Origin of the sequence: Paenibacillus doosanensis, assembly GCF_025060755.1 — a bacterium.
Classification (GTDB): Bacteria; Bacillota; Bacilli; order Paenibacillales; family NBRC-103111; genus Paenibacillus_S; species Paenibacillus_S doosanensis.
On record NZ_JANYUY010000042.1, the window covers coordinates 15,322 to 38,084 of the forward strand.

19 protein-coding genes are annotated in these 22,763 nt (G+C 57.3%); 11 read left to right on the forward strand and 8 right to left on the reverse strand.

The window, feature by feature from the left end; translation table 11 throughout:
• Positions 1 to 29: 29 nt before the first annotated feature.
• Positions 30 to 416 (reverse strand): hypothetical protein, encoded by a 387-nt coding sequence (locus tag N0M98_RS24200; protein ID WP_249860873.1) that lies wholly within the window; start codon positions 414 to 416, stop codon positions 30 to 32.
• Between the two features lie 84 nt (positions 417 to 500).
• Here N0M98_RS24200 and N0M98_RS33780 point away from each other — a divergent pair, with 84 nt between their 5' ends.
• The 3 genes from N0M98_RS33780 to N0M98_RS24215 all read left to right on the forward strand — a co-directional run bounded on the left by N0M98_RS33780 (position 501) and on the right by N0M98_RS24215 (position 2,756).
• Entirely contained in the window at positions 501 to 1,493 is a 993-nt protein-coding gene (locus N0M98_RS33780) for a peptidoglycan DD-metalloendopeptidase family protein (protein ID WP_310944390.1), read from the forward strand.
• Positions 1,494 to 1,591: 98 nt separating this feature from the next.
• Entirely contained in the window at positions 1,592 to 1,984 is a 393-nt protein-coding gene (locus tag N0M98_RS24210) for a bactofilin family protein (protein ID WP_259619427.1), read from the forward strand.
• A gap of 28 nt (positions 1,985 to 2,012) precedes the next feature.
• Positions 2,013 to 2,756, forward strand: a complete 744-nt coding sequence (locus tag N0M98_RS24215) for an HAD family hydrolase (RefSeq protein ID WP_249860871.1) — start codon at positions 2,013 to 2,015, stop codon at positions 2,754 to 2,756.
• 93 nt (positions 2,757 to 2,849) lie between these two features.
• Here the strand turns inward: N0M98_RS24215 and N0M98_RS24220 are convergent, their stop codons facing one another.
• Positions 2,850 to 4,391, reverse strand: coding sequence for a DUF4153 domain-containing protein (locus N0M98_RS24220; protein ID WP_259619428.1), 1,542 nt, complete (start codon positions 4,389 to 4,391; stop codon positions 2,850 to 2,852).
• A 48-nt stretch (positions 4,392 to 4,439) separates the two neighbouring features.
• Positions 4,440 to 4,853, reverse strand: coding sequence for a hypothetical protein (locus N0M98_RS24225; RefSeq protein ID WP_249860869.1), 414 nt, complete (start codon positions 4,851 to 4,853; stop codon positions 4,440 to 4,442).
• A 166-nt stretch (positions 4,854 to 5,019) separates the two neighbouring features.
• Between N0M98_RS24225 and N0M98_RS24230 the strand changes: the two genes are divergently transcribed.
• The 3 genes from N0M98_RS24230 (at position 5,020) to N0M98_RS24240 (ending at position 8,730) form a co-directional block, all read left to right on the forward strand.
• Positions 5,020 to 6,819, forward strand: a complete 1,800-nt coding sequence (locus N0M98_RS24230) for an ABC transporter substrate-binding protein (RefSeq protein WP_249860868.1) — start codon at positions 5,020 to 5,022, stop codon at positions 6,817 to 6,819.
• 67 nt (positions 6,820 to 6,886) lie between these two features.
• Positions 6,887 to 7,387 (forward strand): hypothetical protein, encoded by a 501-nt coding sequence (locus N0M98_RS24235; RefSeq protein WP_249860867.1) that lies wholly within the window; start codon positions 6,887 to 6,889, stop codon positions 7,385 to 7,387.
• Positions 7,388 to 7,758: 371 nt separating this feature from the next.
• Positions 7,759 to 8,730 (forward strand): hypothetical protein, encoded by a 972-nt coding sequence (locus N0M98_RS24240; RefSeq protein WP_249860866.1) that lies wholly within the window; start codon positions 7,759 to 7,761, stop codon positions 8,728 to 8,730.
• A 55-nt stretch (positions 8,731 to 8,785) separates the two neighbouring features.
• On the opposite strand, the gene N0M98_RS24245 is transcribed toward N0M98_RS24240, so the two are convergent.
• Genes N0M98_RS24245 through N0M98_RS24265 form a run of 5 tightly spaced genes read right to left on the reverse strand, consistent with a single transcriptional unit; the run spans position 8,786 to position 14,515 of the window.
• Complete coding sequence (locus tag N0M98_RS24245) at positions 8,786 to 11,008, reverse strand: hypothetical protein (protein ID WP_249860865.1); 2,223 nt, start codon at positions 11,006 to 11,008, stop codon at positions 8,786 to 8,788.
• 37 nt (positions 11,009 to 11,045) lie between these two features.
• Positions 11,046 to 12,701 carry a hypothetical protein gene (locus N0M98_RS24250; RefSeq protein ID WP_259619429.1) on the reverse strand — a complete coding sequence of 552 codons (1,656 nt, stop codon included), beginning with the start codon at positions 12,699 to 12,701 and terminating at the stop codon, positions 11,046 to 11,048.
• Between the two features lie 34 nt (positions 12,702 to 12,735).
• Positions 12,736 to 13,167: a divergent PAP2 family protein gene (locus tag N0M98_RS24255; RefSeq protein WP_249860863.1), complete on the reverse strand. Its 432-nt coding sequence runs from the start codon at positions 13,165 to 13,167 to the stop codon at positions 12,736 to 12,738.
• A gap of 26 nt (positions 13,168 to 13,193) precedes the next feature.
• Entirely contained in the window at positions 13,194 to 13,544 is a 351-nt protein-coding gene (locus N0M98_RS24260) for an EamA family transporter (protein ID WP_249860862.1), read from the reverse strand.
• Positions 13,545 to 13,600: 56 nt separating this feature from the next.
• Entirely contained in the window at positions 13,601 to 14,515 is a 915-nt protein-coding gene (locus tag N0M98_RS24265) for a decaprenyl-phosphate phosphoribosyltransferase (protein ID WP_249860861.1), read from the reverse strand.
• 470 nt (positions 14,516 to 14,985) lie between these two features.
• Between N0M98_RS24265 and glmS the strand changes: the two genes are divergently transcribed.
• From glmS to N0M98_RS24290, 5 genes are all read left to right on the forward strand, one after another.
• Positions 14,986 to 16,812, forward strand: a complete 1,827-nt coding sequence (gene glmS, locus N0M98_RS24270; RefSeq protein ID WP_259619430.1) for a glutamine--fructose-6-phosphate transaminase (isomerizing) — start codon at positions 14,986 to 14,988, stop codon at positions 16,810 to 16,812.
• 31 nt (positions 16,813 to 16,843) lie between these two features.
• Complete coding sequence (locus N0M98_RS24275; RefSeq protein WP_259619431.1) at positions 16,844 to 18,034, forward strand: HEAT repeat domain-containing protein; 1,191 nt, start codon at positions 16,844 to 16,846, stop codon at positions 18,032 to 18,034.
• A 14-nt stretch (positions 18,035 to 18,048) separates the two neighbouring features.
• Positions 18,049 to 19,554 carry a glycosyltransferase family 2 protein gene (locus tag N0M98_RS24280; RefSeq protein ID WP_259619432.1) on the forward strand — a complete coding sequence of 502 codons (1,506 nt, stop codon included), beginning with the start codon at positions 18,049 to 18,051 and terminating at the stop codon, positions 19,552 to 19,554.
• Between the two features lie 75 nt (positions 19,555 to 19,629).
• Positions 19,630 to 20,445: a response regulator transcription factor gene (locus tag N0M98_RS24285; protein ID WP_259619433.1), complete on the forward strand. Its 816-nt coding sequence runs from the start codon at positions 19,630 to 19,632 to the stop codon at positions 20,443 to 20,445.
• Positions 20,446 to 20,476: 31 nt separating this feature from the next.
• Entirely contained in the window at positions 20,477 to 22,687 is a 2,211-nt protein-coding gene (locus N0M98_RS24290) for a hypothetical protein (protein WP_259619434.1), read from the forward strand.
• The last annotated feature ends 76 nt before the right edge of the window (positions 22,688 to 22,763 follow it).

Below are 22,763 nucleotides of genomic sequence, written 5' to 3' on the forward strand. Positions count from 1 at the left end.
GTACCGGGAAGGGCACGCGGCGATCCGGCTTATTCCCTGCTCTCGATACCGATGACCTTGTTGAGCGGAATCAGAATGTTCAGTTCCTCCTCCTCGTCTTCCCTGGCGACGATAACTTCGATGAAATCCGTCCCGTTGCGAACAAGCGCTGCGGGAAAAACGCCCCAGTAAACGGTGCGAATATTGACGAGCTCGCTCCGGTCCGATTGAGCTTTGCCGTTCGGTTGGAGCAGCACGATTTCTTGAAGAACGGAAGGAACGTAATAATGGCCGTTCACCCGAATGAAACGCTTGCCGACTTTTTGCAGCTCTCCCGGACCGCTGGTAAATCCTTCCGCCTGCAGGGCCACATCTTGCTTCAAATGCTTGGCTAGGCGCTCCATGAGATTGATCCGGCTCGTTTTTAACAAGGACAAGGCAAATTCCTCCTCGCGGCATTCTTCGAGTTTTTTTACCCATTGTATGCCCGGGACGTTTGTAACATACCGAAAGGAGTTATCATGAGGTTCAAATGGTTTCAAAACAAGCTGACATTCGTCATTATTCCCGAGGCGAATGAAAGCGTCATGCGTCTAAAGCTATCCCGCGCCTCCGTTTGCGCAGCCGCTCTGTCCTTCCTGATTTTGCTGGGAACGGCAGTTTGCATTTATGTCACCCATGTCCGTGCCGTGGTGACGACTCAAATGACGGAATCCAGGCAGCAAGCGCATACCAGCCGTCTGGAGCAGGATTTGAACAACAAAAATAAGGCCATCGAGCAGCTCCAGAAGGAGATTTTCCAGCTCTCAAGGCAAGCGGTGGAGGTGCGGAGCAAAGTCGAAGAAATGAAAAAGCTGGAGCGCGAACTGAAAAAGCTTTCTTCCATGAATGACGGGCCGTCATCCGAAGCCGCCGCCGTCTCTGCCGACTGGCCGGCGATGGACCTTGTTCAAGGCGGCATGGGCGGTCCTGCCCATCCGGTCACGGCTCAGCAGGTAAGAGCGCTGGCCCGTGAAACTCATGCCAGCTACGACAGCCTGCGGCAGGAGATCACCGAGCTTAAGGACCGCTGGGTGCAATCTAAGCAGACCATATTGGAGCAGCGGGAACAAGCCCAAAGACGTCCCGGATTATGGCCTACCGGCTCCCGCACCGTAACCTCGCCGTTCGGCTACCGTAAAGATCCGTTCACCGACAAGCTGAGCTTTCACCGCGGCATCGATATAGCCGGCAAACTGAATGAGCCTGTGCTGGCCGCCGCAAAAGGAACCGCCGTGACCGTCGGCTACGATAAGTTTCACGGCCACAACGTGGTGGTCGAGCATGGCAACGGCCTGCGGACGTGGTATATGCATCTGAACGAAGCTCTCGTCAAACAGGGCGACGGCGTCGAACGCGGTCAGGAGATCGGCAAGATCGGCTCTACCGGCCGCAGCACCGGTCCTCATCTGCATTACGAAATATTGCATAACGGCAAAAGCATTGATCCCAAGCCTTACTTGCCCGGCTCCTAGCTCTTCAGTCCCGGTGAAAAGAAGGCAAGCGAGGAACAATCTGCAGCAATGGCAGCGTTCGCGCGAAAATCATACCGAAAAGGTGGAATCACTAAACAATGGTAATGTTGAATAAGGCGAAATTGCAGCGCCGGACGGCCGGCACCGATACTTTGATCGGCGAAGGGACTTTATGGGAAGGCAGCTGCTCGTCCGAAGCGGATATCCGGATCGAAGGCGAAGTGATTGGCGATTTGCGTACCTCGGGAGAGGTCGTCATCGGCGAGAAAGGCGTCGTCCGTTCGGAGATCACCGCGAAGGATGTGACCATCGCCGGCCGGATGGAAGGTACCGTGAAGGCCGACGGCATCGTCCGTATTACGGCTACGGGGCGGCTGATCGGAACCGTGCAGGCCCCCTCCCTCATTATCGAGAAAGGCGCCGTCTTTCAAGGCACGAGCCAAATGGCGGACAGCCAGGAAGATAGGATTTTCCCCTGTGCCGTGGTATAATGGTTGGAAAAAAATACGGAGACCGCCTATGCACAAACAAACGATTCTTTTCGATATGGACGATACCTTACTCTATTGCAACAAATTTTTCGATATGGTGGTCGACCAGTTTGCCGATTTGATGGAAATGTGGTTCCATTCGTACCACATTCCCGTTGCCGAGATCAAGAAAAAGCAGATGGAGATCGACCTGCAGCGGGTTGAGCGTTCCGGTTTCGCTCCGGATCATTTCCCGCAGTCGTTCCTGGATGCTTACGAATACTTCACGTTTCTGACGGGAAGGCCGAACAACGAAGATGAAACGCGGCGGCTGCAGGAGCTCGGACGCTCCGTGTACGGTCATGATATCGAGCCTTATCCGCATATGTACGAAACGCTGCAGCAGTTGACCGAAGAAGGACATGAACTGCATCTGTATACGGGCGGCGAGCTGCAGGTACAAATGCGCAAAGTAACCGAAGCCGGTCTGGAGCGTTTTTTTGACAAGCGCATCCATGTGACCCGTCATAAAACGGCGGAGTTTTTGGAGTCGTTGATCCAAAAATACGAGCTTGACCGCAAGTCCACCTGGATGATCGGCAATTCGCTGCGCACCGACGTCATTCCCGCCCTCAAGACGGGGATTCACGCTATTTTTATGCCTGCCGAAAAGGAGTGGGCCTTCAATAATGTCAAGGTTGACGTTGAACCGCAAGGCGCTTTTCTCACGTTATCCTCTCTCTCCCTTATTCCGGAAGCGATCCGCACGTATACGGAGGCTCAAGCCGGATAGAAATAAGGCTCCCGTTCCGTAAACGCGAGCCTTATTTTCGCTATTCCCCGACCCGGGGCCGCCCGGCCGATTGTATCCGCCGAGATACTGCAGTCAACGGGAGCCGAGCGCCCGGGACGCTTTCCATTTGGACCAGTTGAATTCCGTCCATGAGGGGGACGATTCCCGAGTCAACCGTTCCTCGACCCTATCCAACGCTTCCGCTGCCTCCCGCATATTCGGATCGCGCCGTTCCAATTCGACTAAATAAGGTACGGCTTCATAGCTGAGCGTTCCCAAATAAGCCGCATCGATCGAGCCCGTCTTCTCGTAACGTTCCAAATTGCTTGAGGCCACGACGGCATCCACCTGAATATAATTGATTAGCACGTAAGCCGCTATCGATACGATCGCATACGGGCGAAACAAGCGGAACCTCTCGTTCCACACCTTGTATAACGCCAGCGCGAACAATACGACCAGAAACAGCATGAAGGCGTGCACGAGAATCCTCGTAATCGAATAACCATAGGCCATCTCGTACAGAGACAGGCGGAAGTAAGCCGAGCACAGCATCACCCCGGTGCAGCCGATCAGCATGGCCGCAAGCACTCGCAGAGATCGGTTCATCATGCGGCTCGTACGCTCGACGCCGTGCAAAGTCAACATCAGCAGAGCGAAGTTGATAAGCGTCACAATAACCAGCTCGGCAAACCCGCGCCGGGCATATTCCGCGTAGGTTACGCCCTCCGGAAGCGCCGCCGCACCGCCGCCGAAAAAGTAGGAAAATTGCAGCACCGCAAACAGCATATACACTGCATTCAGCACCAGCAGCAGCGTAGCGGTGATCGTCGGGTCCATGCGGACCGGCTCGGCAGGCCCGGATACCGCTGCCCCAGGCTCCCAGCCTCCCTCCTCATGACGGAGCGCAAGCGCCGTCCGTCCCTCTTCAGCCGGCGGCTTCTCCTTCGGATACAGCAGCCCCCATACGTAAACGAACATGGCGCCGCCTGCGACGACGACCCACCCCGTTCGTATGACGGCCTCGCCGACCGGGATGCCGCTGAGCAGCCTAGGCAGCCCCGAAATCGTGCGGTCGAACATCGTATCCGCAGAAGCGAGCAGCGCCCCGACCAATAGCAAAATCGGCAGCGAGATAACAAGTCCGGCCAATACTTTCCACAGCTGCCGGTAACGTTCCGCTCTCAACCTGCCGGCGATAAGACGACTTGCCAGCTTTCCCGGAAGCGGCGCATACCGCAGACTATGTACGAACAGCTGCTCCAGCAAGGATAGGATGACCGCACCCGCATTCATTGTGCTCATCTCGCGCCCGCGCACCGTCCATGTCGTATGCACGATGAGAAGGCAGGGTATCGCCAGCGCATTCAAAATCATAAACAGCAAGTTGGTAAACAGCGCGTAAGTAAGCGACAGCAATACGACCGGCGCCAAGAGCAGCAGCGAGCTATTCAACCGAAACCGCTCCCGCTCCCGGATCGCCCAATAATAGAATAAATAGAAGCAAAGCGTAAACAGTGGATAGGACAAGCCCCAATCCCTGCCGTAGAACAGGCCCTGATGGATGACGCCCAGCAGTATAGCGGCCCCGAGCACCGTCGTTTCCCGCCGGTATGATGGTTTGTCCGATGCCATAAGTTTATATCCAGCCTCCGTTCGATCGGGTTCGTCTTCCTACATTATTTAATGAAACCATTCGGCAAAATGGTATTCCGCCAATTTTCGCACGTAGACGACGAACGACACGGCCTGAGCCCGCAATGCCTTCACTTCCTCCGCCTCCAGCTCCAGGTCGACCGGCAAGGTCGAAATCAGTAAACATAACTGCAGCATGCTATGATAGGTTTGCGGGAGCGTGCGAACGGCCCGGGTTACGACCTCTTCCTCGGACAAAAGCCAAGGCCCTTTCTCCCCGGCGGGAAGCGGCGCGTACAGCTGCGTCTCCAGATCGAGATACAAACCCGCGTAGAAAAGCACTGTCTGCGCCGCTTCGGCAATGCTCTCCCGTTCGATCGTCCATTCCGATTCCCGGATGAATTGCTCGGTCCATGGCGTCTGCAGCGGTCCGTATGCGGCAATCGATATGTAAGTGTTCATATAATCGATATCCTCCTTATCAAACGCTTTTGAGCTTTTGCTTTCTTTTTTTATTGTAGACGGTAAAATAGGAATAAAAAGCGCAAGTTTACATTTGGAAATTTCCTATTTTTCATTCCAAAAAACGGATATGCTTGGACTATGAAAGAGGATGAGGTGAATCACGATGAAGCTGGCCAGCCATTATATCCGGCTCCGCGAAAAGCTGCCGCATGTCGGCGAACAGCAGGAGCAAGATATTTTGCTCGACGATATTGCCGCGATTCTCGACTGCAGCCATCGCAATGCGGCGATGATTCTCAAGAAGATGGACGGCGAAGGCTGGCTGCGGTGGATGCCGAAGCGCGGCCGGGGCAACCGTTCGACGCTGCTGTTTGTAACTCCGTCCGAGGATGTGATCCTGCTCCTGGCCAAAGAGCTCGTGGAGCGCAAAGATTTGCGCGGAGCGCTGGAGCAAATGAACGTCTCCACCATTCCCGATTCGCTGAAGGATCATTTTCACAGCTGGCTGAACGGCCATTTCGGCTACAGCAGCGAGCTGCAGGGCAGCAAGCGGTTCGATACGCTCCGCTTCCCGCTGACGCAAGCGGTACAGACGCTCGATCCGGCGTTCACGAATTTTGCCGCCGAAGGCCATTTGGTCAACCAGGTGTTCGACAGTCTGGTCCGCTACAACCGTTTGACGCAGACGATCGAACCGCATCTGGCCCACGCATGGGAGCCGAGCGCCAAACGGACGGCCTGGACCTTCTATTTGCGCAAAGGCGTTCTGTTCCACCACGGGAAGGAGCTGTCCGCCGAAGATATCCGCTTTACGCTGGAGCGGCTGAAACATTCGGAGGCGCGCTCCCTGTACCGCTGGGTGTACCGGCAGATCGAACGCATCGATATCGTCGATCCGCTGACGTTAACCGTTCATTTGACCGAGCCGAACGAGCTGTTTCTTCAATTCATGAGCACGAACCGCTCCGCCATTATCCCGAGCGACGCTTACGATCGGCATGAAACCGAAGCGGCCGGCAAAGAAGCGTTCTCCAAGGCCCCGCTGGGAACCGGGCCGTTCAAGCTGACTTATCTCGACGATGCGATGTGCGTGCTGGATGCCTTTCCCGCCTATTTCCAAGGACGGGCTCATCTCGACCGGGTGGAGCTGTGGCATGTTCCGGATATGCAGCAGCAGGAGCAAAACCGGGCGCTGGAGAGCTTCCAGATTATTCATAATTATCGGGTGCCGGACGAAGCCGAGAGCGCCTGGCAGCAAATTCAGCAGCAGGGGACAACCTGCCGCTTCGTCACGTTCAATCTGCTGAAACAGGGTCCGCTGAAGGACCCCGTCATCCGCGAAGCGGTCTATGAGGCGCTTGACCAGCGCCGCATGCTGGAGCGGCTGAACGGCGACGCGCTCTATGCGGCGGAGAGCTTCATCCGCCCGGCGGCGATCGAGCCGCCGCTCTCCGTCGATCCCGCGCTGCTTAAGCGGCGCATCAAGCAGGCCGGCTACGAAGGCGAGCGCATCGTGCTGTGCACGATTACGCATTATGAGCGGGACGCGCTGCTCGTCCAGGCGCTGCTGCGCGAAGCCGGTCTCGCCGTCGAGCTGTCGCTGCTGCCCGTCGAGGAGTTCAAGGGAGAGCGGCGGCTGCAGGCCGACATGCTGCTCTTCTCGATCATGCTGGACAACGACGCGGAGCTGAGGCTGATCGACCTGTACAAAAGCATGCAGCATCATTTGGAACCGGCCTGCAAAGCGGCCGTGGAGCTATTTCTGTCCGCTGCGCTGCGCGAGCCTCATCGCGAAGGGCGGGCAGGACTGCTGCAAAGCATCGAACGGCGGCTGCGCGACGACCATGTGCTGCAATGGCTCTACTTCAAACGGCTCAAAACGATGTATCGCTCCTCCGTCAAAGGCATCTCGCTCGACTCGCTGGATTGGGTGCAGTTCAAAAACATTTGGTATAAGCCATAATTGCGCGCAGCCGTGAATACAGTGAAAGGAGGAGAAACGCACTCGCGAGAAAGGAGACTGAGCCCAAGTGAAGAAGCAAAGCCGCATCCTGTACCGGGACAGCCGCTACGGCTTTACGCTGTCGATCCCCCGATGGTGGAGCAGCTATATCGTCGTCCGAAGGGATAAAGGAGAGCTGAATTCGGAATACGGCGTGCATTTCAGATTCAAATATAAAGGCAAGCTGTACGAGGATGTCATGACCGTCGTCGTCCTGCCCCTCACGTATAAGCAGTGGGTCGAGCAGGGCTACGAGGACTCCCCGCTCGTTTTCATAGCCGAGCATTGCGGGAAGGTATTCGCCTACTATACCCCGGAGGAGCTGCCGGATGCGTTCATCGATCCGAAGACGCAGGAATACGACTTCAAGAAGTATGCGATACCCATCAAACTGCTAAAACGAATGGTCAACGAAGATGCGCCCCGAATCGCTCGATCGATACGGTTCCGGGCACCCGTGCGCACCTTCCGCTCCGTACCGCTCCGCTCCAAGAAAGTGTGGCCGTGCAGGTGCAAGCGCAGGAAATGAGCCGCGAGGCGGGATGCGATTTCATATCGAAAAACGAACAAATCCCCTAAAAGTGACGTGATGCTCTGAAGCTTATTCCGTCCGCATCCAGCCTAAGCTGGATCGGCGTCTAACCATTCCTCTGGGATCGTTCTATGGGTAATGGGTAGACATTCCTTTCGGGGGAGCCCACGGATATCCACAGGAAATTGATGCGCATCATTTCCTAAACAACAAAAAAGACGCTTCCATCCCGCTGATCTGGCGGATTTGGAGGCGTCTTCTCTTGGATAAGCGGAATTTGGCGGTCCGAAGCAGCTGCGGTTCGCGTTCAGCCCGTCCCGAAGCTATAATAAACATAGCAGCTTGAAGGAAAGGCGGGTGCTTACGCTATGCCATCGAATAACCGCATACACCGCGCCGGCGGCCGGATGAGAGTCGTCAATCCGCTGCTGGTCGTCGTTTTGCTGTTCAGTCTCCTGGGGCCGAAGAGCGGTTCCGCCGGAGCTCCGCTTGCATCGGGCAAGCTGAAAGCAACCTGGCTGTGGGATACGGCGCTGATCGCAACGCAAGAAGGAAGAAATACGATTCTCGGTTTTGCCCGCGAGCAAGCGGTCGGCCGCATTTATTTGCAGGTCGACCGCGGCGTCGCCGCCGAAACCTACGGTCTTTTTATAGAAGCCGCTTCTCAATCGGGAATCCAGGTGCATGCCTTGGACGGCGCGCCGGATTGGGTGCTGCCCGCGCAAAGCGATCGCGTCGCCGGCCTGGTGCGTTGGGTTGCGGACTACAACCGGCTCGCCGAGCCGTCCCGCCGCTTCGGAGGTGTCCAGATCGATGTCGAGCCTTACTTGCTGCCGCAGTGGAATACCGATCGCGAGCGGATTGCCGCCGAATGGCTCGATACCGTCACGCGGTTCGCCGAAGAGGCGAGGCGGCAGAGCGAGCCTTTGACGATCGGCGCTGCGCTGCCGTTCTGGCTCGATGAAATCGAGCTGCCCGAGCTGCCGCACGGCGAAGAAGGGGGCGAGAGCAAAAGTCATGGCGAAGGGCGCGGTACTCTGCTGGAGCCGATGATGAAGCAGCTCGACGAAATGACGCTGATGTCCTACCGCGATCAAGCCGAAGCGATCATCGACATGACCGCCGCCGAGCTGCTGCTTGGAGACCTGCTCGGCAAGAAGGTATTCGTCGGCGTCGAAACGAATCCGGACGCGGCGGCTCCTTATATTACGTTTCACGGCAAAGGCCGCAAAGAGATGGAGCGCCAGCTTCTGATCCTCGACGCCATGCTGAGCGCCCATTCCTCGTACGCGGGCATTGCCGTTCACGATTATTCCGGCTGGAGCAAGCTGACGGAGTAGACGGCTGCCGCCCGCAAGTTCCGGCGGCAGGCGGTACCATGCTTAGGACGGCCGCTCACGGCTTCAGCGGCTTAGGCTCCTCGAAGACCCGCTTCAGGATGTCGTAGCTCTGCTTCAGCCGCTCGTGATACTGCGGCTCCTCCCATTTGCTCCACTTGTAATTCAGCGGTACGGCCGCTCCCTGCTGCTCCCCTTCCCGCGTCTGCAGATGCGGCTCGATCCGAATGCCCTTCGCTTCGGTCGGTTTGATGGCGCCTGCCGCATACGGATACTGCCACACCTTGGAAGTGCTCGGGTCCATAAAGCCGAGCAGCATCCACGGAATGCGGATTTCCATGACGGAGCCAGCCGCATACCAATCCGCCAAACTGTTGAACTCGCTGCTGTCGGGATCGGTGACGCCCTTCCTGAGCAGTCCTACCTCTACGTCCTCGAACGGTATCTGCTTCTTGCTTTGCGGCAAATACAGCACCTTGCTCGTCGGCAGCTTCCAGGGCAGGAATAAGCCGCTGCCGTCCTGCGCCAGCTTCTCCTCCCACGGCATCATCTTCTGGACGGAGCCGTACAGCCACGAATGCTGATCATAAGCGCTGTTGACGTAGATGGCCGAATCCTGCTCTCCCTTCATTCGCAGCACGAACTCCTGCCCCTTGCTGAAGGCGATGCCGGGGGCTTTATCCGCCGTCGCGCTTCCGCCCTCAATCGTATCAAAGCCGATGCTGAGCGTCTCCTGCCCCGGCTGCCAGACGCCGTCCTTTTTCTTCAATAATAAATACATATACGCTTCGTCATGGCTCGTCGTCAGACTGAAGCCGTCATAATCGCGGCTTACCGTATCCTTGCGCCGGTCCCAATCATCGGTCTTGCCGTCGAGCTTGATCGTATCGTCCTTCGACTTGCCCGCCTCCAGCGCGACGACGCCGAAATGCTCCTCGTTCGTCAGCATATTGCGCCAGAACGGACGACGGTCCGCAGGAGCATCGAGATCCATCGTGTTCCACGTAATTTTGAACCATTCGTCCTGCCAGGAGAACAGCACGGCACCGTCATAGTTCTCATCATAGATGCTGTTATACAGCTCCGCGTCGATTTTGCCTTGTTCCTCCTCCGTATGCATCCCTTGGTTGCGGCCTTCGGGCCCGTAATGGGCCATCCCCCGGGAGCTCGGCACGCCGTACTCGGCGACGATGAGCGGAATGCCTTGATGGTGCTCTCTCAGCTCGTGCAAGTAGCCCGCGTACGGATTGACCTGTCCCCGGCTGTCCTTGTAGGTTTGGTACTTCTCCTCGAAACGCAGAAAATCGGGGTAATAAGGATATACGTGATAAGAGGCGAAATAGCCGCCCGTCCAGCTCTCCGTCGGCATCACATGCATCGGATCGACCGATACCAGATCCTCGTTATCTGCCGGCTCGTTCGGGTGCTGCAGCGGATCGGTGGTCACCCAGTTGGCGAACGAGACGGGATGCTGCCAACCGTATTTCATCTCTTCCTGCGCTGCGGTTTCCAGCATTTGCGCAAGCCAGCTTTCGAACGGCGTCGCTCCGTCGGAAGCCCGGAAATACGTTCCCGCAAAAGGCTCCATGCCGGGATGGGCGTCATCCGCCGTTTGCACCACATAAGGGTCCCATTCGGTGCCGACAATCCAGCCGAGCAAATACGGGGACACATCGGCGGTAAATTTGCCGGAGGCATGACCGGGAACCGCCTTGAGGTTAAGACGGCCGTGAACCGCCTGCACCGCATGGCGGATTTCTTCCTGAAACTGCTCCGTAATATCCGCCGCCAAGGCGTCCTGAGGCTTGCCTCCCTCCCCCGTCAAAGCTTCCTCGGGCGACCAAATGCCGTGGAGCAAGTATAGCGGATCTGTCCTGCCCGCATTGAATTCGGCCAGCGCCTCGTAGAAGTACGGCGGCAAAATCGTATAAATGCGCAGCACGTTGACATTCATCTCTTTCATCTGGGCGAACCAGCGCAAATACTGCTCCTTGCTCGGGCTGAGCTCCCCGGGAGCGTGTCCGGGCGTCGTGGCCCCCAGGTTGACGCCCGTCCAAAACTGCGGCTTCCATTCCGTGCCGTCGAAGACGGCCAAGCGGCCGTCCTGCACTGAAGCGATGCGTTTGACGCCGTGCTCCTCCTGAATCGGCTGAGCCGTCTTCGGCGCGGAGGCCGGAGCGCCGAGAGGACTATGCGGGACGCCGAATTGCCATGCGGCAATGCAAAGTACAATCAGGACGGCAAGGCCGATCCCGATGGGCATCGTTTTATTCTTTTTCATCCGGGTAAGGTCTCCTCCTCTATCTCTATCTATATCGTTACCTCGGCATGCATACCGACGTTCCGGATTTGGTTAATGTCAGCTTGTCGTCGCAAGACAGCTCCTGCTGTTCCTGAAAAGCGATGCCCCATTCCTCAAACCGTTCCCGGTTCGACCAGCTGTAGGTGAATTCCGCCGGAACGGGCTTCTCTTCCGAAGCGCCCTTCACCTCGGCCAGCTGCGCGCGCAGCTTCTGATTCCAATCCCATTGGTGGTATGCGTAGGTCCCCGTCACCATTGCGGTATTGACCAGCATGACGGTGGCAAGCAGCCAGCTGGCCGCAGGCAGCAGACGGCGGCCCTGAAGACTGAAGCCGAGCCAGAGGCAAATGACCGGCACCAGCCACAGCTGCGGCACATAACGCGCCCACCAAGCGGCAGGATTAACGAGCACCGAAACGGCGAGCACGGCCATCACCCCGATGGCGGCCATTGCCGCACCCGGCGATTTGCGGAACGCCAGCGCCAGAACGACCAGCGAGAGCAGCAGCATACCGCTGAACCACGGGCCGAAGCCGGAGACGGCGACGTCCGGGTCGCCCAGCGCGGTCAATTCGCCCGGCTGCACCGTGAACGGGAGCTTGGTTTGCGTCGGCAGCTTCTCCGAGCTGTTGCCCGTCGTCACGGCGAAATAAGAAGCGGCGATCGTCTCCAGCCGGTTCATTCTCTCCAAATTGCGCGGAGTGAAGTTTTTGACGACGTCGATCGCATCTTGGCCGGCCAGCGGATAGAACGGATGCCCCTTCGTAATCGTATTGGTCACATACGGGTTATAGCCAACGAGCAGTACGGCGGCAAGCCCCCCTGCCGCCGCGATCTTAAACAGCTGCTTGAGCCGTCCGAACTGCTCGCTCATATAGAGCGCGACGAGCAGGCCGATCGTGATCACGCCTGCGTAAGCAAGCGCCGTGAACTTAATATTGACGGCGAAGACCATCGCCGACGTGTAGGCCGTAAGCAGCAGCCAGCCGGGCCTGGCGAATATAAGGCAGCCGAGGGCGATCATGCAGACGAGCATCGACGAAAGCAGACCGTCCACATAATAGCTGAACGCCTGATAGACGCTGACCGGGTTCATAGCGAGCAGCAAGGCGGCTACGCCCGCCTTGACCGCGTGTCCCGGCTTCAAGGTGAGCAGCGCCGCCAAGCTCAGCAGGAACGAAGCGGCAATCGCCAGTAAATTGATCGCCTTGCTGTGCTCGATCAAGCCGGTTGCCTTGAACAAAACGGCCGCCGCCAACTCCGAAGCGCGCGCGTAATGATTCATCCAGATGGAATGCCCCGTCGGCACGTTCAACGGCTCGTCATAGACGGGGTTCCAGCCGTCCGCCAAATGCAGAATCGTTTCTTGATGATACGCCTGCCCGTCGTAGGACAGATCGTAGAAGACGCCGCTTAAGAAGAAGCAGGCCGCGAAGAAGACGCACGAGGCGCCGACCGCCCAGGCGAACAACCGGGCAGGCCGCTCGACCTGTACGGTTCGAGCCGCGAGCCCGGCTGTCCAGACCGCTGCGGCGGCGGCCAGCCACACATGGAGCGGCAGAAGCGGAATATTTAGCAAAAAAAGCAGCGACGGTATGATCATCGCCCCTGTAGTAAACATCAGCAAGGTTAGACCGGTAACAATACTGAAAGCAGCCAGTCGGTTTCTCATAAGCCTCTCCCCTATGCAAATTATCTGTGCCTTGCTACATCACGGCGGATGCCGCCCAAGCGAGCAGTGTGCCGACGGCCAGACCGCCGAGCACCTCCAGGCGGGTGTGGCCTTGCTTCTCCCGCAGCCCGGATCGGCGTTCCTCCCCCTTCTCTTCGGTAAGCGAGTTGATCCACCGGGCATGATTGCCGACCGCCCGGCGAATCCCTGTCGCATCGATCATTACGATATACGTGCAGGCGCAAGCAAGGCCGAACAAAGGGGTGCCGAAGCCGTGTTCGAAACCGGTCAGCATCGTAATGGACGACATCACGGACGTATGCGTGCTCGGAAATCCCCCGTTGCCGATATGCCGGCTGGCATCGGCGCCGAACCGGAGCCGGTTGATTGCATATTTCATCGTACCGGAGCAGAGCCACGCAGCGAACGGAATCGCAGGGTACAACAACTGCGCGCTTAACATCATATTCCCTCCTTTCTGACGCGCCGGGACTATGCCCGGGCAATGATCAGAACGCCGGCCGTAATGAAGGCGGCGCCGAACCACTTTTGCATCGAGAGCGTTTCCTGGAACAAGACATAACCCATGATCATAACGAGAATATAGCTTAAGCTGACCATCGGATAAGCCGTACTGAGCGGAAATCGTCTCAGCGCCAGCAGCCAGAACAGCGAACTGATGCCGTAGCTGGCCAACCCGGCGATAATCGGCCCTATACCGGTCCACGAGAACCCGGCCGCAGCGGCGTTTCCCGCCGACTTAAGCGATTCGATTCCCCACTTCATCAGCACCTGCCCCAATGCGCCGAGAAGAATTGAAGCTATTAGCCATATGTATTTCATACTCTCCGCTCACTCCGCCCTCCTATTTTAGTTATCGCTTCGGTTTATACTCCATTTCATTTGTCCAAATACAGCAAAATAAAGGCGACGGAGAACGCGTACAGCACCACCGTCATCAAAATATGCTTGTCCTCCAGCAGCAGCTTCTCCGGCCGGCCTCCCTTACCCTCGATATGAATCAGATAAAGGTAACGGAATATGCCGTACAGCACCAGAATCAGCGTCCACATCAATTGCGGGGTGTGGCCGGATGTAAAAGTAAACAACGCATAGCTCATAATCGTCGCCGTCGTGACAATGGCATTCATCTGATTGAGCAGCTCGAGCGAATAATGCTCCAGCACCTTCCTGTGCGCTCCCTTGTCCGCCTGCAGCAAATACAGCTCATGCCTGCGTTTGCCTATGGCCAAAAACAAGGCGAGCAGCAGCGTGCAGATCAGAAACCACGGTGTAAGGGGGACGCCGATGACCAGGCCGCCGCCGATTGCCCGCAGCACAAAGCCGGAAGCGACGATCAGAAGATCGATGATCACGACATGCTTAAGCCGCAGCGAATACATGACATTGAGGCAAAAATAAAGCAGCAGCACAAAACCGAATACAAGCTGCAGCCGAAACGCCAGCAGCAGACATACCGCCAATAGAACGATGCCGAACGCCAAGGCGATAGGTGCCGAAATGGCGCCTGAAGCGAGGGGACGCCGCTTTTTCTCGGGGTGCATGCGGTCCCTCTCCCGGTCGACATAATCGTTCAAAATGTACACGCAGCTAGAGACGAGGCAAAACAGCGCGAAGCCGGCCGCCGCTGACAGCAGCATGCCCATGGTCGCCGATCGGATCGAAAAAATCAGCGCAGCGAACACAAGCAAATTTTTGGTCCATTGTCTCGGACGCATCAGGATGAAGAACATGATTGGGGCCGACCCTCCGGCTCCTTCCTTAAGCTCGACATCCGTTTTGGTTGGTACCATAGCCGACTCTCCTTCGTTGTGGGATAAGCAGATGGGTGCCTTCCATTGCACGGTTCATTATAACGAATGATTTTTCTTCTATAAAGAACGAGGAAAGGGTGTTTCATGGAGTATTTTGGAGGATAATCAAGGATTTTGTTCGTTAAAACGAAATAACTCCGTTTTAAACATTTTTATTTTGTTGAAAAATGCGGTATACTTCAAAATGTCATTCGCTATAACGAATATTCCGTATTCTACAAAAAACATTATCCGTTTATGGGCTTAAAGAGTGGTGAACAAGTGGCCGGAAAGTCGATAGAAAGTTGGAACAGCGTGAGCGTTCGCCTTTGTAGACGGATTTCCTCCGCTTCAGCGGTTCAAAATGGAAAAGTCGTGCTGCAACAGCGAGTGGAAGCTTCTATCGGCCGCAGGACATGACTCATTCGCCACCTTTGTAAGCCATGACGGGAAAGAGGAGGAGTACACCGATGTGCGGTATTGTCGGGTATATCGGCAGCCGGGATTCGCAGCCGATTTTATTGGAAGGATTAAAGAAATTGGAGTACCGGGGCTATGATTCCGCCGGGGTGGCAGTACATACTACGCAAGGCCTCCATATACGCAAAACGAAAGGACGCATCCGCGAGCTGGAAGCGCGTCTTGAGCATCAGCCTCTGCAGGGCTTCGCCGGCATCGGCCACACCCGCTGGGCGACTCACGGGAAACCGTCGGACGAGAATTCGCATCCCCATGCCGATACGACGATGAAAATATCGGTGGTGCATAACGGCATTATCGAAAATCATCAGCAATTGAAGGAAGAGCTGGAGCAGCTCGGTCACCGCTTCCTCTCCGAAACCGATACCGAAGTGATCAGCCATCTGATCGCTCAGTATTATGAGAACGATCTGGTGAAAGCCGTTCAACAGGCCGTCGGCCGTATCCGGGGCGCCTACGCGATTGTCGTGTTGTCCGAGCATGAGCCCGACAAGCTGATTGCCGTCCGCTGGGCGAGCCCTTTAATTATCGGCGTCGGCGAGGGAGAGAATTTCATCGGCTCCGACATTCCCGCGATTTTGGAATATACCCGGGACGTCTACATCTTAAGCGACGGAGAGATGGCGGTCATCTCCCGCGACAGCGTGGAGCTGATGACCCTGGAGGGCAACTTCATCGCCAAGCAGCTGCTCCATATCGATTGGGATATTATAATGGCCGAAAAAGGCGGCTACGAGCATTTCATGCTCAAGGAAATTCATGAACAGCCCCGCGCCTACAGAGATACGATGCTAAGCCGAATCGGCGAAGGAAGCGAGACGACGCTGTCGGAAATTCAGCTGACTCCCGAGCAGATCAAGAGCATCGGCAGCATCCACATGGTCGCCTGCGGCACCGCGTATCACGCCGCTCTGGTCGGCAAGGCGGTTATCGAACGGCTGACCCGTATTCCGGTCGAGGTCGACGTCGCTTCCGAGTACCGGTACCGCCAGCCCGTCATTAAGGAGAATACGCTCGTCATCGCCGTCAGCCAGTCGGGCGAAACCGCCGATACGTTGGCCGCGATGCGCGAAGCCAAGCTGAACGGCGCGCAGGTGCTGGCCATTACCAATGTCGTCGGCAGCTCGGTCGCCCGCGAAGCCGATCACGTTCTGTTCACTTGGGCCGGCCCGGAGATTGCGGTCGCCTCCACCAAGGCGTATACGTCCCAGCTGATCGCCATTTACCTATTGGCGCTGCATTTGTCGCAAACCTTGAACACGACGGATGCGCTCGCCCGAGCGGAGCTGATTCAAGGACTGAAAAAGCTGCCGGAGCAGGTGGAGAGCATGCTGGAGGACACCCGGCAGGTGCAAAGAATCGCTCAGGAGCTGTCCGGCGTTAGCGATCTGTTCTTTATCGGCCGCGGCCTGGATCAGATGGTTGCGCTGGAAGCGTCGCTGAAGCTGAAGGAAATTTCCTATATTCATTCGGAAGCCTATGCCGCCGGGGAGTTAAAGCACGGTTCCCTCGCTTTGATCGAGGACGGGACGCCTGTTATCGCCTTGGCTACCCAAGAGCATCTGCTGGAGAAAACGATCAGCAACGTCAAGGAAGTGAAAGCCCGCGGAGGCCATGTCATCGCGGTCGCCTTATCCGGCAATATGCCGATCGCGGGAACGGCGGACGACGTCCTGTACGTTCCCCGGACGCCCGCCCTGCTGACGCCTGCGTTATCGGTCGTCCCTCTTCAGCTGCTGGCCTATTATACCGCCCTGGCCAAAGGCAACGACGTGGACAAGCCGCGAAATTTAGCCAAAAGCGTAACTGTCGAATAACGGGCAGCTGCAGCACAGGAGGACAAACCGTATGTGGACCGAGCCGTTACAACCGGCTTTCTCCGTCGCGGCCGCGCTTGGCGTCCTCATTGCGGGAGGCTTCGCCGCCCTGTTCGGGCTGCGCGCCAAGCACCGGCTGCAGCAGGAGAAAACGGCGTTTTATTTGGATAAACATCTCAGCTATTTCAGCTATCTCAGCATGCACATCGACGGAAAGGAGCCGCTGCTCCCTCCCCCCGGCCAGTTGGAGGCAGCCGAACTCAAGGCGATTCAGAGGAAGCTGATCGAGTGGATCGAGACTTTGGACGGCGCGCCCCGCGACAAGCTGTCCGACTTATGCTCGCAGATGGGCCTTGTCCGTCTGGAGCGCGAGCGGCTCGGCAGCTCCCGCCACTCGGAGCGCATCGATGCCGCCTATCATCTCGGCATTATGAGAGCGGGCGACTGCGCCGAGGAGCTGATCGCGATGCTCGAAGGCGAAGGCCGCGAATCGACCGCCTTCGTCGTCGGTCGGGCCGCCGCCAAATGCGCGACCGAGCCGCAGCAGCTGCGGCGCATCGCAGAGCAGCTCGTGAAAACCCATCCGCACAGCCACCGGCTCATCGCCGATATTGTCGCCTCTTCCTCGATGGACCCGGCGCCGATGTACTCGGAGCTGCTCACATCCCGAGAAGATGCGCTGGTCGTCACGGCGTTGGTCGGCTTATCCGGCTGCAAGTCGCAAGGGCCGCTCGCTGTGCTGGACAAGCTCTCCTCAGCCGCTGACAAAGAGGTGCGGATCAAGGCGGTCAAGCTGCTGCTGCAATCGCCCGCCTTCCCTGCGCAACGCATTCGCGCTTTCCTCCGTCATCCGGATTGGGAAATTCGCGCGGCGGCGGCCAAAGCGGCGGGAGAGCAGCGGCTGTTGATTTGCCTGGACGACTTGCAGCATGCCTTGTCGGACGACAACTGGTGGGTGCGCCGTCACAGCGCGCACAGCCTGGTCCGGCTCGGGATGGCCGGCTTCCATGCGCTATGCGAGACGGCCTGCGCCGCCGAAGACAGCCCATGCCGCGAAAGCGCTTTGGAGGCCGTCAAGGCCGAGCTGGAGCATGCCGCTCTAGCTGCCGCCCAGGATATGAAGCAGCAGCTTTACTATAATGAGCTGACTTACCAGTACCAAAAAACGTTTAATGATCGGTACGCGAGCCATCCCGCCTACGCCCCTCGTATCAGCTCGTAGAAAGGGGAAACACGATGAGAGAGTTTTTGCTGAACTACGGGTTAATTGCCTCGTGCCTGATCGTCGGGTCCAGCCTGGTTTACTTCATGATTTTGGCGATATCTTCGCAAAGCATGCTGTCCCAGATCAAAAGCACGATGTATTCGAGATTCCGGGGACTGTCCGGCTCGGAATTCGTTCCGCCGGTATCGATCTTGGTTCCCTCTTATAATGAAGAATTAACCATCATCGAAAGCGTCCGTTCGCTGATGGCGCTGGAATTTCCGGTATACGAGGTCATCGTCGTCAACGACGGCTCCAATGACGGGACGCTGCAGGCGCTGATCGACGAATTTGCTCTGCAGCGGGGCCCTGCGGCCCCATCCCGCCATTTGGTCCCATCTCAGCCCGTAAAGGATGTGTATTATAATCCGCAATACCCGAAGCTGATCGTGATCGACAAGGAGAACGGAGGCAAGGCCGACGCGCTGAACGCCGGAATCAACGTATCCCGCTATCCTCTGGTCGCTACGATCGACGCCGACTCCATGCTGGAGAAGGATGCGCTGATCCGCATGGTGCAGGTGTATATGGAAAATCCCGAGGAGCATATCGCCATCGGCGGCAACGTTCGCATCGCCAACGGCAGCCGCATCCGCGACGGACGCGTGACCTCGGCGCGGTTGTCGTCCAAATGGCTTCCCGCTATTCAATATGTCGAATATATGCGGGCGTTCCTCGGCGGGCGGATCGGCTGGAGCGCCATGAACGGATTATTGATCGTCTCGGGAGCCTTCGGCCTATTCCGTAAGGAGGATTTGATCCGGGTCGGAGGATATGAAGCGGACTGCCCGGGCGAAGATATGAATATCGTGATGAAGCTGCATCGTTACATGCTCCAGAGCGGGCAGCCTTACCGGATTCTGTTCTGCCCCGACGCCGTCTGCTGGACGCAGGCACCCGATACGCTCGGCGTGCTTGCCTCCCAGCGCCGCAGGTGGATTCGCGGCAATCTGTGGAACGTCATCCGGTTCCGCTCGATGCTGTTTATTCCGAAATATAAAATCATCGGCTGGCTTGCCCTGCCGTATACGATTATTTACGAAACGCTCAGCCCTTACGTTAAGTTGTCCGGCTTTGCCGCTCTGGTCGCCTATGTGCTGATGGATATGACGCAGCTGCCGATCCTGCTGGCGTTTCTGCTGCTCAACGCGCTTATCGGGCTTGTCTTTACCGCAGGCTCGCTGCTGATCGAGGAGCTCGCTTTCCAGCGAAGCTTCCAAACCCGCGACATTATCAAAATGATCGGCTACTCCATACTGATGGCCTTCGGCTACGATCAGTTGAACGCGCTGTGGAAGCTGCAGGGTCATGCCGACTATTTGCGCGGCAAGCACAGCTGGGGCCATATGGTGCGCCGCAGCTGGAAGGAAGATTCGCCGCCCGACGGGGAAGAAGAGCTGGGGCGCAGCCGAGAGCCGGGACAAACCGCATCCGGCAAAGCCGGCCAATCGTCCAAAGCTCAGGCCATTCAGGGCTAGTCCGCCCGGAGGCTGCGGCCGGCAGCCTTTTTTCGCCGCATCATCACTTTCATAATAAAAGGAGTGTTTTTAACGATGAAGACGCCTGTTTTGAACCATACGCAATTGTCGCACCACCTCGCCATCCAGATTACGAACATCCTGCAGGGGGCAGCCTGGGAGCAATGCGGGCTGATCATCGCACAAGTGTCGGAACTCGGTTCCATGGAGCTTCAAGATTTGGAAACACGCCTCGGATTGGAAAAAGCCGCGCCGGCCGTCATGCCGAGCTACGATCCGGTAGAAAAGCTGCTCATCGTGCTGCTCCCCGGACAGCCCCTCGCCTCCGCGCACTTCCTCTCGCTCCCGGTTCACGATTTCCTGCAGCGCGCTTCCTTGCTGGAAGGGAACGTGACGGTCGCCAGCTTCCCCGAATGCGCTTCGCCCGACCCGGAAGCTTTCGCGGAGATGATTGCGATGACCCAGAGCCAAGAGACTGCGGAGCAGGAGCTTCAGGTCTACTGCCCGCTGGGCGGCCTGAACGGCGCGCCGTCCATCGTCATGATCGATCAAAACGCCGACCTGCTGGATTTCATGCAGGCCCGCCTCGGCATGCAGGGCTACGATGTGCTGCCTGCCCAGGACGGTCTCGAAGGGCTCCACCTCATCCGTGAAGCTTCCCCCGATCTGGTTATCACGGAATTGACGCTGCCCGCGCTGGACGGATACCAGCTCATTCACCGCATCCGCCAATCGCGGGAATTAAACCGCAGCTGCAAAATTATGGTATTAACCGACCTCGGATTGGATCGGGAAGTGAGCAAATGCTTCGATCTCGGCGTCTCCGACGTCATCCGCAAGCCGTTCTCGCCGGTGGAGCTGGAGGCGCGCATCCGCAGACTGCTAGCCTAATACTTTCTTTACGACAAAGGAGCTTACCGCCATGAGAGGGACAACTACAGCCGGTAAATGGCTGCTCCGAATCATCTTAGCTTTGGCCGTCATTTTTCTCGTTTGGCACTACCTGCCTTTACACCAAATGGAAACCGTCCGTTCCGCGGGCGGAGCGCAGATCAAATTCCGTACGAATAACGACCGCATTGAAGTGTATACGAATAAAACATGGACCCCTTTCTTCGCGAAAGGGGTCAATATAGGCGCGGCTCTTCCGGGCACTGATCCCGGCGAGCTGCCGATTACCAAAGAGCATTATTTGCAGTGGTTTAAGATGATTCAGGATATGGGCGCCAACACGATTCGCGTTTACACGATTTTGCAGCCCGCATTTTATGAAGCCGTGGTCGAATATAACCAGCGTCATGCCGGGCAGCCGCTTTATTTTATCCAGGGCGTCTGGGCTCCGGAAGAAGAGCTGATCGAGCAGAAGGATGCTTACATAGATGAAATTTATCAGCATTTCCAGCGCGATATTTCCCTTGCGGTCGGAGCCGTCTACGGGGACGCCGATATTCCCGCGGAATTCGGCAGAGCAAGCGGGAGCTACCGCGCCAATGCCGGACCTTATTTGCTCGGCTGGCAGATCGGCACCGAATGGGACCCGACCATGGTGAAAAACACCAACGAGAAGCATAAAGACAAAGCCGGTTTCACCGGCGCTCACTTCTCGGCCAAGCCGGAAGCGTCGCCGTTCGAAAACTGGCTGGCCGAAATGCTCGACCATCTGTCGTCGCAGGAAGCCCAGTTCGGCTGGAGCCATCCCATCTCGTTCACGAACTGGGTGACCACCGATCCGCTAAGCCATCCGGGCGAAGTTCTTATCGCCGAGGATATGGTCAGCGTCGACGCCACGCACATCCGGGTGGACGATTGGGCGGCCGGCTATTTTGCCGCTTTTCACGCTTATCCGTATTATCCCGATTTCTTCCATCTGGACGATACGCTTAAGGATTTGCCTGAACCTGACGGGACGCCGAATACTTACAAGAGCTACTTACGCAAACTGAAAGCGTACCATCCCGGAATGCCCGTCATGATCACCGAATTCGGCGTGCCCTCCTCGCTCGGCGTCGCCCACCTCGGCACGATGGGCCGCAATCAGGGCGGGCATGACGAGCAGGAGCAGGGCCGCATCGACGCCTCGCTGCTGCACGATATATACAGCGAAGGCATGGCGGGGGCCATCGTCTTCTCCTGGCAGGACGAATGGTTCAAGCGAACGTGGAATACGATGAACTTCGAAATGCCGCCGGAACGCCGCAAGCTGTGGCATAACGTACTGACGAACGAACAGCATTTCGGTCTGCTCGCCATGCTGTCGTCCAAGGACGGACCGATTCGCATCGACGGCGATTCGAGCGACTGGGACGCTTTGAAGCCGGGCGACAAGCGCAAGCTCGAAGGCTCCTACCCCGGCTGGAAGGAGCTGTGGATGACCCATGACGAAGCCTATGTGTACATTACCGGCAAGCTGGAGAAGCCCTTCGATCCGCAGCAGGAGATGCTGTACATCGGAGCCGATACGATTCCCGGCGGCAACAAGCATGCCGAGGAACTCGGCGGCCGCACGCTCGACGAAGGGCTTGAGACGCTGATCGTACTGGGCAAGGATGAGGAGAGCGAGGTTCGAATCGCCTCCAATTACGATTTCCACCGCCGTCTCTACGGTCTCGGCTACGGGATGATCGATGTGAAGCCCGAGGAATTCCGAGACGATTCCGGCCTGTTCCAGCCGTGGAAGCTGGCGGTCTCCCTCGAGCTCATTACGCCCGATTCCAAGAAGCATAATCCGTTCGAGGAAGTGGACGCAGGCAAGCTGAAGCGCGGCACCACCGACACCGCTTCCCAGGACTTTCAATCCCTTGCCATGTGGCAGGCGAAGGGCGATACAGTGGAGATGCGCATTCCATGGATGCTGCTCGGCTTCAGCGACCCAAGCTCGCTGCAGGTGATCGGCTACGGCGGCGAAGACGGCAAGCTCGCCTCGGTAACGACGCAGGGCATCCGGCTCGTTCCCTGGATCGTCAGCCGATCGGGCGGTCAAGTGACCGGATTAGGCGACGGCAAGAGCCCTTATCCGGTATCTGCGCTTCCGGTCTACCAATGGAAGCCTTGGGATAAGGTCCAGTACGTAGAACGGGTCAAACAAAGCTATGATCTGATGAAGCAAGCTTTCGGAAGCATTAACGGAGGCTGACCTTTAGCGCATTGAAATACGACGAACGCCTGCATGCTCAGCATCTGGGTAGCAGCAGCATTTCCGGCCGTTTCAG